Raw genomic sequence first — 13,714 nt, 5'->3', positions numbered from 1 at the left:
GTGTGGGCGTGGGTGCCTGAGTGGGTGATCGGGGGCCGGGTCGACTTGCCGTGGTCCCGTCGCCGGGGGTAAAAATATAAGTGTCATGAGCTGACAGTTGTCCGATGGTGGCGTATGTTCGTCCGTGACATCGCGATCCGGGAGGATCGAGGTTGTCGCGGATGGGGCGTGTGGCATCGGGCGGCGGTAGCAAGGGGCGTAAGGGGGGTGTGGGCGGTGGCTGAGGCGGAGGGCCTGCGCGAACGGAAGAAGCGGCGCACCCGTCAGACGATCATCGAGGTGGCGCACGAGCTGTTTCAGGAGAAGGGCTTCGACAGCGCGACACTCGAGGAGATCGCCGCGGGCGCGGACGTGTCGGTGCGCACCTTGTTCCGGTACTTCACCGGCAAGGAGGCGATCGCGCTCGCACCGTTGGACGAGATGGGCGATCTGACTGTTGCGGCACTGCGCCGCCGGCCCGCCGACGAGCCGCCGCTGACTGCACTGCGATGCGCGGCCCTCAGCGCCTGGGCACTGATGTCGCCGGACGGAGGCTCGTTGCGGCGTTACGCCGATCAGCTGCTGCCCAGCGACGAGGCCACCCCACTGGCCGGCGCGGTGCTGAGCCGGCTGATCGTCATCGGTGACCGTCTCGCCATGGAGCTTGTCGACAACGAGGTGCTCCTGGTCGGGGGTGGAACCGGGGGTGGCGCCGGCCTCGACGGGTCGGTTGCCGGCACCGTGCCAACCCAGACGAGCCTTTCGACGGTCACCGAACTGGACGCCCAGATGATTGTCGTCAGCTTTCTCGGTGCCATTCAGGTGGCAATCCGCTCCTGGTGCCGATCAGGCAGCACGGACCTGGTGGAGCTTCTCGCCGTGGTGGAGAAGTGTCTCGATCGGATCTGCCTCAGAACCTGAACCGCCGTGCTGGCCGCGACCGGCCAGCACCAGAAAACCTTCCACCGGCCCAGCAGGCCGGTGGAAGCGTGAAATTTCAGGCACGCCAGCAAGTACTTCAAGGTCGGACCAGAGCTGGCGACGCGATTGCGTTCATCCAGAAGACGCAAGGATTAATCATGTCTGTCTCCCGGGTTTCCGAGGCCATCGGGCACCATATTCCCGAGCAGGTTGTCGATGCTTCCGCCGCGGTGCGTGACCGGGCGGAACGCGATGTTCGCGATGTTCGTGACGGCGCGGACCGGCTGGCCGGCACGCTGCGCCGGGCCACCCAGCACCTGCTGTCCCTGCAGGACAGCACCGGTTGGTGGAAGTTCGACCTGGAAAGCAACACCACCATGGATGCCGAGGACCTGCTGCTGCGCGAGTTCCTCGGAATTCGTACGGAGTCCGTCACCGCGGCCTCCGCGAAGTTCATTCGTTCCCGTCAGCTGGCGGACGGCTCCTGGCCGCAGTACTTCGGTGGACCGGGTGAGCTGTCCATCACGGTCGAGTCCTACATAGCCCTTCGGCTGGCTGGTGACGAACTGTCGGCCCCACATATGGAACGTGCTGCGTCCTGGATCCGGCAGAACGGCGGAGTTCCCGCCACCCGGGTGTTCACCAGAATCTGGATGGCTCTTTTCGGCTGGTGGCGTTGGGAGGATCTGCCCGTGCTGCCACCCGAGATCATGCTGCTGCCCGACCGGGCCCCGCTGAGCATCTACTCGTTCGGATCCTGGGCTCGGCAGACCATTGTTCCCCTCACCATCGTCTTCGCGCTCCGTCCGGTCCGTCCGGCACCTTTCGGCCTGGAAGAGCTGTCGGTCGACGATCCGGATTGTTCCGGTTCCGCGACGTCGGTGGCCGCTGGAACCGGCGCCGGTGCTGGAGCCGCTGCCGGCGCTGGAACCGGCGTTGGTGCCGGGGGCAGCGGCGGTGCCGGGGGCAGCGGCGGTGCTGGCCACGGTGTCAGCGCGGGTGTCGGATCCGCACTGCGCGGCATCCTTGGGCTGCGCGGCATGGTGCCGCTCGGCTGGAAGCCCTTCTTCCGGTGGGTCGATGCCGGGCTGCACCGCTATCACCATCACCCGATCGGCCCGCTGCGCCGGCACGCGATGCGTACGGCGGAACGCTGGATCATCGCGCGGCAGGAGGCCGATGGCTGCTTCGGCGGGATCCAGCCGCCGGCCGTGTACTCGATCATCGCGCTACGGCTGCTCGGCTATGACCTTGCGCATCCGGTGCTGAAAGCGGCGCTGGAAGCTCTCGACGACTACTCGGTCACCCTCCCCGACGGGGCGCGGATGATCGAGGCCTCGCAGTCTCCCGTCTGGGACACGGCGCTCGCGGTGAACGCGATCGTCGAGGCGGGCGACGTCATCGGCATCGAGCCGGACGACCCGGCGCTGCTGCGGGCCGCCGACTGGCTGCTCGGCCAGGAGATCCGTGATCGCAGCGGTGACTGGCAGGTGAACCACCCGGACCTGCCCGGCGGCGGCTGGGCGTTCGAGTTCGAGAACGACACCTATCCCGACACCGACGACACCGCCGAGGTGCTCCTCGCTCTGCGGCATGTCCGTCATCCCGCGCCGGAGAAGATCGAATCCGCGACCAATCGGACCGTGACCTGGCTGCTCGGCCTGCAGTCCAGTGACGGTGGATGGGGCGCCTACGATTCGGACAACACCAGCACGCTTGTCTACAAGATTCCGTTCGGTGACTTCGGCGCTCTCACCGATCCGCCGTCTGCGGACGTCACCGCCCACGTTGTCGAGGCTCTTGTCGACGCCGGGCTGACCGATGATCCCCGGACGCAGCGTGGGGTGTCCTGGCTGCTGGACCATCAGGAGCCGGACGGTTCGTGGTTCGGCCGATGGGGCGTCAACCATGTCTACGGCACCGGATCCGTCCTGCCTGCGCTGGCCGCCGCAGGGCTGGCGCCGACCCATCCGGCCATCGGCGGTGGCGTCGCCTGGCTGCTGTCCCGCCAGAACTCCGACGGTGGGTGGGGTGAGGACCTGCGTTCCTACAGCGATCCGCGGTGGAACGGCCAGGGCGTGTCCACAGCGTCGCAGACGGCATGGGGGATGCTCGGGCTGCTGGCGGGAGAGCAAGGGCCCGACGTGGCGGTGGCGCTCGCACGGGCCGCGGACTGGCTTGCCGATCAGCAGCGTCCGGACGGGACCTGGGATGAGGACCAGTTCACAGGCACCGGCTTTCCGGGGGACTTCTACCTCAACTACAACGGGTATCGCCTGATCTGGCCGGTTCTGGCCCTCGGCCGTTACGGCCACTCCCTGCGGACGTCGCCCCCGCCGACAGCCGCGGACCCGAAGCCCCGGCCTGGCCACTAACCCGAGCCTGGCGCATCGACCAGCTCGGCATGCCAGTCAGCTCGGCACGTCAGCCAGCTCGGCGTTGTCGGGGGCTGGCTCGGCGTGTCGGCTGGGCCGGCGTGTCGGCTAGGTCGGCGCGTCGCGGGGGGCGGGCAGGTCGCGAGGGCGCGTGGTAGCCCGCGGCGGACCATCGAACGGGATGCTGGTGGGGACCGCGAAGGCCATCGGGCCCACGGTGAAGTGGCGCAGGTCGTTATCGGTGGCGAAGGTCGCCGCGGCACTGCGATCCGGGAACGGCGCGACCACCCGACGGACCGTATGTCGGCCCGCCTCCTCGAACTGCACCACGGCGAAGAGCATCTCGGACTCCGGCATCATGCGATCATGAAAGCGCATTGCAATCGCGCGGTGAACGTGACGTGTCGTGTGCCATCAGTGGTCTGTGCTGCGCGTGCAGAAAGACGTCGCCCGCCTCCCGCATGTGCTCATCGCACGTGCGGGAGGCGGGTGTGCGCCTCTCAGCAGGCATTTGGCTCAGCACACGGCTAGTACACGAGGGCCTGGACGTCTTCGGCGAGGGCCTCGCTGACGAACACCGCGGCGCCGGCGATGCGGATCCCTGGAATCACGTCCTCGGGACCGAAGGAGCGCCGTGCCGCGCACTGGGTGCAGACGGTGACCCGGCCGCCGGTCAGAACCGCGTCCAGCAGGTCGGTGAGCGGTGCAGACTCCGGCAGGCTGAACTCCGCGGCACGCCCGGGAAGAGCGAACCAGGCTGATTCGCCCGTCAGCCACAGCGAGACATCCACACCGGAGGCCACGGCCACCGAGGCCACGGTGAAGGCCTGAGAACAGCGTTCCGGGGCGTCGGCACCGGCGGTCACCTTGATGACAAGCGAGCGGGTCACCCGCCCAGTGTGCCCTGCCTGGTACACGGCTGCGGAGCGTGCAGGAGGTAAGCCTAGGCTGTGCTCCGTGCTGCACTACTTCGCGAGCGGTCTGCTGGTGGCCATGGCGATGCTCATCGCCTGGTTCTCCGGGTACGCCGTCTACAAGCTGTACGGGGGCCGGCGCTGAGCGGGCCGGCGCGCAGGCAGGGCAGGAACGCGCAGGTGAGCGCGCCGATGGCAGAAGGGCATGGGGGGAGCGGGAAGCCGATGGGTACCGACACGACCGACGACGTGCGGACGGGCAAGGGGGCGTCCTCGTCCTCGTCAGAGCTTCATCCGAGTCTGCTGCCATTGGCGTTCCTCGTCGGCACCTGGCGCGGTGAGGGCGTCGGGGGTTATGAGGGCATGGAGTCCTTCCACTACGGCCAGGAGATCACCTTCGCCGCCGACGGGCGTCCCGCGCTCGGCTATGTGTCGCACACCTGGTGGGCCGACGAGCCTCGGGACGGACGGGAGCCGGGCAGCCCCCTGGCAACCGAGACGGGATTCTGGCGGGTGCAGCCACCCGCCACCGAGCCCGGCCCCGACGGCAAGGTGAACCGCAACCCGGTCGTCGAGGTAATGCTGGCCCACCCGTTCGGCATCGCCGAGATCTACGTCGGGACCATCGCCGGAACCAGGGTGGACCTCGACTCGAACGTTCTGATCAGGACCACCACTGCCCGTGAGGTCACCCGCTCGGTGCGGCTGTACGGCCTCGTCGAGGGCGGCGATCTGGCGTATGCGATCGACATGGAGGCCAGTGGCAAGCCACTCCAGTCCCACCTCTCGGCTCGTCTTCACCGCGTGAAGGAATAGTCGACCGGTTATGAAGTAGTAACCCGGCGGAGGCTTGAGCCTCCTCGGGGTGTTTGGATTCCGCGCGACCATGACTCCCGCCTGCGGATCGGGTGAATATCTAGCTCGGCATGGCTTTTTCGACGCCCGATTTGCTGCACCAGATTTTGATGTGGTCTCCTGCGGGCATCGCCCGCTATTTGCTGTTGACAATAATTGCAGCCTCTCCGGTTTTCAGGCCGGCCCTTGGCGGCTGAGTTCGAGAAGTTCGCTACCGTGAGGCGCAGCGATTCCGGCGAACTATAAATGCTGACTAAATTGACCTGGTCGGTCGTTCTGTGCCCTGTATGGGCACAGGGGATCACGATGTGGTGACGGCGCCCACAAGGTGTGCGATATGGGTCGCATGGGTGTGAGGAGTCGCTCTTCTAGCTGGTCTGAGAATGCGAGGTTGCCGGCAGGGAGGTCTGTCTGTCAAGGCGGTCTGGGCGGCCGGTGAACTCGCTGTGTCCTCCCTTGGCCGGCCCGGTCCTGCGGGTCGTTTCCGGGTTTAGCATCACCACACGATCGAACGCCCGTTCGATCGTGTGGTGTGTGTTTCCGGACCGGAGGTGTGGTGCCATGGCTCCCCGCACGCCCTCGATCGTCATCAACGCGACTGGCACGACCGGCCCGTCGGCCGCGACGGTTCCCGGCAGTGAGGAGGAGGTGGGGGTTCCGGTCGAGCATCGGGTGTTCGAGGGGTGGCTGAGCGAGTGTCTGGAGCGGCTTCGGGTGGCGGTGGCGGGGATCGCGGCGGCGCAGGCGGTGGCGATCCGGGTGCAGGCGGAGCTTGCCGCTGCCCGGCCGCCGGAGGGCTATGACGAGCTGGGTCTGTTCGGTTCGGTGGTGGCGGGTGAGGTGGCGGGGGTGATGCGGATCTCGACCGGGTCCGCGGAGTGGCATCTGGATTTCGCTGATCAGGTGGTTCGGCGTCTCCCCGTCGGGTTGGAGGCGTTGGCGGCGGGGGTGTTGGATCTGCCGCGGTTGACGTCCTTGGAGCGTGCGACCTCCCCGTTGGACGACGGGCTCGCCGGCCGGGTCGCGGACCATGTCCTCGGGAAGGGGCCGCGGGCGCATCGGCGTGCGTTCACGGCGGCGTGCCGCTACGGGGTGATCAAGATTGATCCCGAGGGTGCGGCCCGACGGTCCGACGAACGTCGTCCGGAGCGGCGGGTGTGGGTGGAGCCGGAGGACGACGGGATGGCCGTGCTGGGGGCGTTGCTGCCCGCGGACGGGGCGTTGGCCTGCCAGGCGCGGATCGAGCAGGTCACCAACGCGACGATGGCAGAGAGGGGAGAGGGTCGGAGTCGGGACGAGGTGCGTGCGGACACGTTGATGGATCTGATCCTGGGCCGGGACGGTCAGCCTGGTCCGGGGGGTGCGACGGGTGCGGATGTGCAGGTGATCGTTCCGATCGGGACCCTGCTCGGCCTGGACGCCGAGCCGGGTGAACTGGTCGGGTACGGGCCGATCCCGGCGACGGTGGCGCGGGAGATAGCGTCACGGCCGACCTCGACATGGCGGCGAATGCTCACCAACGAGCAGGGGCACCTCGTGGAGCTGGGAGAACGGCGGTATCCCAGCCCGGCGCAGAAGCGTCATGTGCGGGCCCGGAACCCGTGCTGCACCTTCCCGCACTGCACCCGCCGGGCGTGGCGCTGCGATCTCGACCACACCCGGCCCTACGCCTCGGGTGGGAAGACGCTGGTGGAGAACCTGGGGCCGTTGTGCAGGCGGCATCACCGGGTGCGTCATCACAGCCGGTGGCGGGTGGTCCAGCCCCGGCCGGGGGTGTTCTGCTGGATGAGTCCGACCGGCCGCCGCTATGAGGTGCGGCCGCATTCGTACCTCGATGGGGAATGTGCCACCGTCGAGCTTGACGCGACGAGCGAAAACGGCCTGTCCGATATGAAACGTTGATCGCATTGTCGGAGGAGTGAAAGTCGCCCTCTCCTCCCTGGAATGCGGGACTCCTGGGATTCCTGTCAATAATAATTTGTGCCGATATGGCCGTGTATCTACTATGGGGCCGTGGATGACATCCATTTTCTCGACGGGATCGCTGAAATTCTGCTCGGGCTGCCTAGGGTGGAGGCGGTGGTGCTCGGCGGGTCGCGGGCACAGCTGACGCATCGGCCGGACAGTGACTGGGATCTTGCGATCTATTATCGCGGTGAATTCGATCCGGCGTCGCTGCGAGGCCTTGGATTTCCGGGGGAGGTGTCGGAGATTGGCGGCTGGGGTGGAGGTGTCTTCAACGGTGGCGCGTGGCTGACTGTCGCCGACCGGTCCGTGGACGTGCATTATCGCGACCTCGATGTCGTCGAGGAGCAACTCGCCCGCGCTGAGCGCGGTGAGTTCCACATCGAGCCACTCATGTTCCATCTGGCGGGAATTCCGAGCTATCTCGTCGTCGGGGAGCTCGCGATCAACCGTGTGCTTCGTGGTGCGCTGCCCAGGCCGGAGTATCCCGAGGCGCTGCGGATATCGGCCTCGCGAACATGGTCCGATCGTGCGGCGATGACACTTGCATACGCCAGGCGTCATCACGCGTCGCACGGGCGGACCGCCCAGTGCGCGAGCCTGCTCGTTGTCGGCGCGTCGGAATACGCACACGCGGTCCTCGCCGCGCGGGGGGAGTGGGTCACCAACGAGAAGCAACTGCTGGAGCATGCGGGAATGGGCGGAACACACGACGTCGTCGCGGGTCTCACCCGCGCCCCCGCCACCCTCGCAGCGGCTGTCGACGCTGTGTGTGACCTCGGGAAGCGGGCGATCGGGGCATGTTGAGCCGAGGGTCAGAAACCTGTCGGGCCGGCCGGGTGCAGGGAGTGTGCGGGTGCAGGGAGTGTGCGGGTGCGAGAAGTGTGTGGGTGTGCGGGGTGCCGGGGTGTGCCATTGGTCGTGGCGGCGCTACGCGGGGCGCGCGGCGGATCCGCTGTCGGCGGCGAGCTTGGCCCGCCAGGCGCGTTCGCGTTGGATGGCGCCGGCGAAGCCGATGGCGATGGCCGGGTCGAAGTTCTCGTCGGCGTAGGTGCCGACGCAGCCCAGCAGCCGGTCGATCTCGTCGGGGCTGATCGCGCTGAGCGGGACCTGCCCGGTGAGGAAGATGTCGCCCATGTTGTCGATCGAGAAGTGCACTCCGTAGGTGCGGGAGTTCCGGCTCAGCAGAAAGCCGTAGGTACCGGCGGCGTTCTCCGCCGGAGCGCGCATGAAGAAGGCCTCCACGAGCAACGTGTGGTCCTGCACCACCAGCCACGTCATCGTGCGCAGCTTGTGTTCGCCCTCCAACGTCACCAGGAAGGCGCCGGTGTCGGAGTGTTCGTAGGCGACACCGAGGTCGTCCAGCCCGGCTTTGATCAGCTTGTCGAGGCGTTCGCGCTCGGCGACGTCGATGGAGGGCGTCATGTCGTCAGACTGCCACGGCGCTCGGCGCGATGGCGGCCTGGTAGCTGCGCAGGACACCGCGTGCGGTCGCGGTCCAGCCGAAGCCCGCGGCGCGGGCCCGGGCGCCCGCGGCGAGATGCCGTCGCCACCGCTCCTCGGTGAGGATGCGTTCCAGCGCGGTGGCGTAGTCCGCCGGCTCCCAGCCACGGATGAGGACCCCGGACGTCCCGTGGTCGACGGCGGTGCGCAGGCCGCCGACGGATGCGGCGACCACCGGGGTGCCGCAGGCCTGTGCCTCGACGGCGACCAGACCGAAGCTCTCGCTGTGGCTGGGCACGACCACGGCCGTGGCCGCGCGATACCAGGAGGCGAGCTGATCGTGCGGTACAGGTGGCTGGAAATGGACGATGTCGGTGATGCCGAGCTCCGCGGCAAGCTTCACCAAGGCGTCGGGGCGTTCGAGCCCGGAGCCGCTGGGGCCACCGACCACGACCACGGCGAGCTGGCTGCGTCGTTCCGGGTCCCGGCGGATGAGCTCGGCGGCGGCGGCGAGCAGGACGTCCGGAGCCTTGAGCGGCTGGATACGTCCGACGAAGAGGAGGAGCTGCGTGTCGGGGTCGAAGCCGAGCCGGGCTCGCGCGGCCCGTTCGTCGCCGTCGCCGGCGGGCCGGAAGACATCCAGGTCGACGCCGGGGGCGACCACGTCCACTGTGTCAGGCGGGGCCCCGTAGAGGTCGATGAGGTGACGGCGCTCGGTTTCCGTCGAGGCGATGAGGCGGCTTGCGCCCGAGATCACCTCCTGCTCGCCATGCAGGCGCAGCTCCGGCTCCGGTCGATCGCCGTCCGCGAGCGAGGCGTTCTTGACCTTCGCCAGGGTGTGGGAGGTGTGGACCAGCGGCACGCCCCACCGCCGGGCGGCGGAGAGGCCGACCTGGCCGGACAGCCAGTAGTGGGAGTGGACCAGGTCGAACCAGCCGGCGTCCTGCCCGGCCTCGGTGCGTAGGACGTTCGCCGTGAACGCGCACAACCAGGCCGGCAGCTCGGCGCGGCCGATGTCCTCGAACGGGCCGGCGGGAATGTGCCGCACCGTCACACCGGGGGCGATCTCGGCGGTCGGCGGCAGCTTGCTGCTGACCGCGCGGGTGAACACCTCGACCTCGGTGCCGAGCGCGGCGAGCTGGCGGCTGAGCTCGATGATGTAGACGTTCATGCCGCCCGCGTCACCGGTTCCCGGCTGCTCGAGGGGCGACGTGTGCATCGAGAGCATCGCCACCCGTGACGGTGACCTCGGCGTCCTCTGCGTCCTCGGCGCAGCGGCGTCACGCCGGTCCGGCGGACGGCCATCGACCAGGTGCACCAACCACCTCCACTAGCGACCAAGCGGACGACCTGCGCCAACGTCATTCAACCCGGGCGGCGGCCCTCCTATGCCCGCCCGGCACACTCGGCATGAGCTGTATGTGCCCGTACCGGGTGGGCGCCATCCGACCGACCCTGTGCGAACAAGGGATTTACGGCCGGGGTTTCGAGAGGGATGTGAGCGGAGTGACAGTTTCGCGGCGCCGGCCGCGCCTGGCCGCTGGCCGCGCGCGGGCGCTTGGTCTGCCCACCCGGGGCACGACGGCGCCGAACCGGTTGCGCCGGGTCGACCGGTGGCTGGCGTCGGCGGGGTGGTCGGTGCTGCGGCGTGCCGCGGACCCGCTCGTCGTCGATCTCGGTTTCGGATCGTCGCCGGTCACCACCGTCGAGATGTACGACCGGCTCCGCCCGGTGCGGGCCGATGTCCGGGTTGTCGGGCTGGAGTTGGCGCCGGAACGGGTCGCCGCCGCCGAACCGGCCGCCCGCCCGCCCGGGCTCACGTTCACCCGCGGCGGATTCGAGCTGGCGGGCCTGCGGCCTGTCGTCATCCGGGCGATGAACGTGCTGCGTCAGTACGAGGAGGGCGCGGTCGAGTCGGCCTGGGCCGCCCTGGTGGGACGCCTGCAGCCGGGCGGAATCCTGGTCGAGGGGACCTGTGACGAGATCGGCCGCCGGGCCTGCTGGTTCGCTCTCGGGCCCGATCGCCGGCCGCGGAGCCTGACCTTCTCGGCGCATCTGGGAAGCCTGAGCCGGCCGTCCGACCTCGCGCCGCGGCTACCCAAGAGCCTGATCGCGCGCAATGTGCCCGGTGAGGACGTCCACGCGCTGCTCACCTCGTTCGATACGGCCTGGGAGCGTTCGGCGCCGCGAGGCGCGTTCGGGCCGCGACAGCGTTGGATCGCCGCCGCCGGGCTGCTGCGCCGGGACGGCTGGCTGGTCCTCGACGGCCCGCACCGGTGGCGGCTCGGTGAGCTCACCGTCGCCTGGCCGCCCGGTCCCGGGACCACGCCGCCCGGTCCTGGGACCACCACGCCAGCCGGCCTCGGGCCTATGCCGCTGGATGCCGGGCGCACGCGGCTGGACGCCGGGCCTACGCCGCCGGGCCCCGAGGGGTTGCCGCCGTCCGGCGTGGGCTCATCGTGGCTGGAGAGCGCCGAGAGCCTCGGTGAAGATACGGAGCATTGTCTCGTCGAACAGGACGAACCTGGCCTCCTTGACGGAGGTGGGAGCCGTGAGCACGGTGGTTAGCGCGATGTCGGCGGCATCGCGGGCCGGCCAGCCGTATGCGCCGGCGCTGACGGCGGGCAGGGCGACGGTGCGTGCGCCGATCTCGTCCGCCACTGCGAGGGCCTGCGTGTAGCAGGAACGGAGCAGATGGGAACGGTCCTGCCCGGGTGCGTGCACGGGGCCGACGACGTGGATGACGTGGCGGGCCGCCAGCCGGCCGGCCGTGGTGGCGACTGCGCCGCCGGTGGGCAGCCCGTCGGGCAGCGCGCCGGCCCGGAGCCGCCGGCAGGCCGCGAGGATCTCGGGCCCGCCAGCCCGGTGGATGGCCCCATCGACCCCACCACCACCGAGTAGCGACGAGTTCGCGGCGTTCACAATCGCATCGACGGACTGGCTGGTGATGTCACCCTGGAGCAGGCTCACCGTGACCATACGGACACTCTAACCGACTCCCTCGGTTTGCCAGATGTCAATGGCCTGCGATGCGATGGGTCGGTGGCGGAACTGGTCGTGCTCGAGTTCGACAGCAGGCAGCAGGCGGAGGAGGCCTGGGCCCGGTGTCAGCGAATGTCCCGGGCGGGCACCATCAACCTGGCGGACGAGGCCCTGGCCTGGCGTGACGACGACGGCACGGTGCAGGTGAGGCACCTGACGCACCGGACCCGGTCGGCGGCGCTGAGCGGCGCGGCGTGCGGGAGCGCGGTCGGCGCGCTCTTCCTCGCGCCGATGGCCGGCCTGCTGGTAGGCGCCGGGTGCGGTGCGATCGCGGGGCGGCTGCTGGTGACCGAGCCGATCGACGGCGCCATGGTCCGCCGGGTCGTCGGCTGCCTCCAGCCAGGTCGTGCCGCGGTTTTCCTGCTCGTCCGGCGGTCCCATCCGGCGGTGGTCGACGCGCTGCGCGAGTACCGGCCGATGGTGATCAGGACGTCGTTGTCCCCGGAACGTGAGGGCGCCCTGATCCGCGCCCTGCGGGGCGAGCCGACCGCACGCTGAGGCGCTGGCTGTGCTGACGGCGCTGGCTGTGCTGACGGCGCTGGCTGTGCTGGCCTTTATGGCCCCGGGGAGCGGCCCCGGGGCCAACCTGGGCGCAGAACGTCGGCTCAGCGCATCTGCTCAGGACGTGGGGGTCAGGACACCGGACGTCGGGTCGGGGCGATCTTGTCGAGCACGCTGAGATCGTCCGGGCGCGGCTGCCACTGGCCGGCGGCGGCGTTGGCCCGGATCTGCTCGGCGGTCGTCGCACCGGCGATCACGGAGGCCACCCCGGGCTGGGCGGCGAGTCCGCCGATCGCGACGTCGAGCAGGGAGCGGTCCCGTTCCCGCGCGAAGGCCTCCAGCACCTCGACACGGTCGAACAGCTCGTCGGTGAGCTCGTCCTGACGTCCCGACAGGCGGGTGCCGGGCGGTGGCATCTCGTCACGCCGGTACTTGCCGCTCAGCACGCCGTTCGCGAGCGGGAAGTAGGGGATGACACCGATGCCGTACTTGAGGGTGGCGGGCACGAGCTCGGCCTCGGGCTCCCGGGTGAGCAGGTTGTAGTGGTTCTGTGCCGAGATGAAGCGGGTTGTTCCGGACGCGCGGGCGGTCCACTCCGCGTCCGCCACCTGCCAGGCGTCGAGGTTGCAGGAGCCCACGTAGCGGACCTTGCCCTCCTGGACGAGCTCGCCGAGAGCCTCCAGGGTCTCCTCGATCGGGGTGAACGGGTCGAGGGAGTGGAGCTGGTAGAGGTCGATGTAGTCGGTCTGCAACCGGCTGAGCGAACCCTCGACGGCCTTGCGGATGTAGCGGCGCGACGCCCGCGCGTTGAAGTCCTGGCCGTACATGCCGCCCATGTCCTTGCCGACCTTGGTGGCGAGGACGACATCGTCGCGCCGCCCACGCAGCACGTGCCCCAGCAGTGTTTCGGAGCCGCCCTTGTTCCCGTAGGTGTCGGCGGTGTCGAAGAAGTTGACGCCCGCATCCAGTGCGGCGTCGACGACGGCGCGGGTACCGGAGAGGTCCACTCGCGAGCCGAAGTTGTTGCAGCCAAGCCCAACGACGGAGACCATCAGGCCCGAAGAACCCAGGGGACGATAGCGCATGCCCCGATACAACACGCGCACCACGAACCGGTGGCACTCAGGGTGCCTGGTTCGTGGTGCGCGGAGTCGGCGGGTTGGCCGTGTTGTGTACTGGTGGTCCTTCTTGTGTGGCTGTGCTGCTTTCGGATGACCGTGAGCGCTGCTACCGGGTGACCGCTGCTACTGGGTGACCGCGTCGCTGATGGCGCGTCCGGTCGCGCTGGCCGCGCGGCGCGTCGAGGTGCGAGCGGCCCGGGTCTGGCTGGCTGCCGTCCGCGTGCGCTTGACGGCCTCCTCGGTCGAGGGGCTGCGGCGGATGCCTGCGACGCGCTTCTCGCCGCGGCTGGCGAACGAGTTGTAGAGCTCGGTCGCCCGGCCCTGCAGGTCGGAGATCTGGGAGCCGACCGTGATCGGCAGCGCCAGGACGGCCGAGCTGACCTGGACGGGTACCCGGACCGCCTGGGCGGGAATCTGGCTCACCCGGTCCGAGATCCGGCGAACCTCCGTGCCGTAGGCCGCGGGAAGCGTCAGGAGCTTCTCGACCGCGGCATCCGCGGCGCCGACGGAGGCGTAGAGCGGCTTGCGGACGTCGGAGCTGGGCGCCGGAACTTCGCTCTTCGCCTTTGCGCTGGTTCGGGTGGTGGCCATGTGATCT

At 69.3% G+C, this 13,714-nt stretch carries 13 protein-coding genes and 1 pseudogene; 7 read left to right on the top strand and 7 right to left on the bottom strand.

Going from position 1 to position 13,714, the window contains the following annotated elements:
* Positions 1-216: 216 nt before the first annotated feature.
* Positions 217-900: a TetR/AcrR family transcriptional regulator gene (locus ACG83_RS21235; RefSeq protein ID WP_054568530.1), complete on the top strand. Its 684-nt coding sequence runs from the start codon at positions 217-219 to the stop codon at positions 898-900.
* A 158-nt stretch (positions 901-1,058) separates the two neighbouring features.
* Entirely contained in the window at positions 1,059-3,275 is a 2,217-nt protein-coding gene (gene shc, locus ACG83_RS42600) for a squalene--hopene cyclase (RefSeq protein ID WP_152991473.1), read from the top strand.
* Positions 3,276-3,383: 108 nt separating this feature from the next.
* Here shc and ACG83_RS21225 read toward each other — a convergent pair whose 3' ends face one another.
* Complete coding sequence (locus ACG83_RS21225) at positions 3,384-3,635, bottom strand: hypothetical protein (protein WP_054568021.1); 252 nt, start codon at positions 3,633-3,635, stop codon at positions 3,384-3,386.
* Positions 3,636-3,802: 167 nt separating this feature from the next.
* Positions 3,803-4,165 (bottom strand): DsrE family protein, encoded by a 363-nt coding sequence (locus ACG83_RS21220; RefSeq protein WP_054568020.1) that lies wholly within the window; start codon positions 4,163-4,165, stop codon positions 3,803-3,805.
* A 249-nt stretch (positions 4,166-4,414) separates the two neighbouring features.
* On the opposite strand from ACG83_RS21220, the gene ACG83_RS21215 reads away from it, so the two are divergent.
* The 3 genes from ACG83_RS21215 to ACG83_RS21205 all read left to right on the top strand — a co-directional run bounded on the left by ACG83_RS21215 (position 4,415) and on the right by ACG83_RS21205 (position 7,816).
* A complete protein-coding gene (locus ACG83_RS21215; protein WP_054568019.1) occupies positions 4,415-5,005 on the top strand; it encodes an FABP family protein in 591 nt (196 codons plus the stop codon).
* A 600-nt stretch (positions 5,006-5,605) separates the two neighbouring features.
* Positions 5,606-6,946: an HNH endonuclease signature motif containing protein gene (locus ACG83_RS21210; RefSeq protein ID WP_054568018.1), complete on the top strand. Its 1,341-nt coding sequence runs from the start codon at positions 5,606-5,608 to the stop codon at positions 6,944-6,946.
* A gap of 111 nt (positions 6,947-7,057) precedes the next feature.
* Positions 7,058-7,816, top strand: coding sequence for a nucleotidyltransferase domain-containing protein (locus tag ACG83_RS21205; RefSeq protein ID WP_161934781.1), 759 nt, complete (start codon positions 7,058-7,060; stop codon positions 7,814-7,816).
* Positions 7,817-7,939: 123 nt separating this feature from the next.
* On the opposite strand, the gene ACG83_RS21200 is transcribed toward ACG83_RS21205, so the two are convergent.
* Both ACG83_RS21200 and mshA read right to left on the bottom strand, forming a co-directional pair.
* The gene (locus ACG83_RS21200) at positions 7,940-8,434 is read right to left on the bottom strand and encodes a YbjN domain-containing protein (RefSeq protein ID WP_054568017.1); all 495 of its coding nucleotides are present in this window, start codon (positions 8,432-8,434) and stop codon (positions 7,940-7,942) included.
* A 4-nt stretch (positions 8,435-8,438) separates the two neighbouring features.
* Complete coding sequence (mshA, locus tag ACG83_RS21195) at positions 8,439-9,770, bottom strand: D-inositol-3-phosphate glycosyltransferase (protein ID WP_054568016.1); 1,332 nt, start codon at positions 9,768-9,770, stop codon at positions 8,439-8,441.
* A 188-nt stretch (positions 9,771-9,958) separates the two neighbouring features.
* Between mshA and ACG83_RS21190 the strand changes: the two are divergent.
* A pseudogene (locus ACG83_RS21190) lies at positions 9,959-10,774 on the top strand (class I SAM-dependent methyltransferase); the annotation flags it as partial.
* Positions 10,775-10,906: 132 nt separating this feature from the next.
* On the opposite strand, the gene ACG83_RS21185 reads toward ACG83_RS21190, so the two are convergent.
* Entirely contained in the window at positions 10,907-11,431 is a 525-nt protein-coding gene (locus tag ACG83_RS21185; RefSeq protein WP_054568015.1) for an O-acetyl-ADP-ribose deacetylase, read from the bottom strand.
* A gap of 63 nt (positions 11,432-11,494) precedes the next feature.
* Between ACG83_RS21185 and ACG83_RS21180 the strand changes: the two genes are divergently transcribed.
* Positions 11,495-11,992 carry a DUF1269 domain-containing protein gene (locus ACG83_RS21180; RefSeq protein WP_063793164.1) on the top strand — a complete coding sequence of 166 codons (498 nt, stop codon included), beginning with the start codon at positions 11,495-11,497 and terminating at the stop codon, positions 11,990-11,992.
* A gap of 134 nt (positions 11,993-12,126) precedes the next feature.
* On the opposite strand, the gene ACG83_RS21175 is transcribed toward ACG83_RS21180, so the two are convergent.
* Together ACG83_RS21175 and ACG83_RS21170 are read right to left on the bottom strand one after the other, a co-directional pair.
* On the bottom strand, positions 12,127-13,047 hold the full coding sequence (locus ACG83_RS21175; protein WP_235498068.1) for an aldo/keto reductase: 921 nt from the start codon (positions 13,045-13,047) through the stop codon (positions 12,127-12,129).
* A gap of 192 nt (positions 13,048-13,239) precedes the next feature.
* Positions 13,240-13,707, bottom strand: a complete 468-nt coding sequence (locus tag ACG83_RS21170; RefSeq protein ID WP_054568013.1) for a hypothetical protein — start codon at positions 13,705-13,707, stop codon at positions 13,240-13,242.
* Positions 13,708-13,714: the final 7 nt, after the last annotated feature.

It is taken from the genome of Frankia sp. R43, from assembly GCF_001306465.1.
GTDB classification, from domain to species: Bacteria; Actinomycetota; Actinomycetes; order Frankiales; family Frankiaceae; genus Parafrankia; species Parafrankia irregularis.
Note: the sequence above shows the minus strand (reverse complement) of the source record. Positions and strands in the feature narration are given on the sequence as shown.

What these genes read in the sequence shown, in the direction of transcription:
- ACG83_RS21210 (WP_054568018.1), top strand. Translation starts at nt 5,606, where the DNA reads ATGGCTCCCCGCACGCCCTCGATCGTCATCAACGCGACTGGCACGACC.
- ACG83_RS21185 (WP_054568015.1), bottom strand. Translation starts at nt 11,431, where the DNA reads ATGGTCACGGTGAGCCTGCTCCAGGGTGACATCACCAGCCAGTCCGTC.
- ACG83_RS21175 (WP_235498068.1), bottom strand. Translation starts at nt 13,047, where the DNA reads ATGGTCTCCGTCGTTGGGCTTGGCTGCAACAACTTCGGCTCGCGAGTG.
- ACG83_RS21170 (WP_054568013.1), bottom strand. Translation starts at nt 13,707, where the DNA reads ATGGCCACCACCCGAACCAGCGCAAAGGCGAAGAGCGAAGTTCCGGCG.
- ACG83_RS21225 (WP_054568021.1), bottom strand. Translation starts at nt 3,635, where the DNA reads ATGATGCCGGAGTCCGAGATGCTCTTCGCCGTGGTGCAGTTCGAGGAG.
- shc (WP_152991473.1), top strand. Translation starts at nt 1,059, where the DNA reads ATGTCTGTCTCCCGGGTTTCCGAGGCCATCGGGCACCATATTCCCGAG.
- ACG83_RS21200 (WP_054568017.1), bottom strand. Translation starts at nt 8,434, where the DNA reads ATGACGCCCTCCATCGACGTCGCCGAGCGCGAACGCCTCGACAAGCTG.
- ACG83_RS21215 (WP_054568019.1), top strand. Translation starts at nt 4,415, where the DNA reads ATGGGTACCGACACGACCGACGACGTGCGGACGGGCAAGGGGGCGTCC.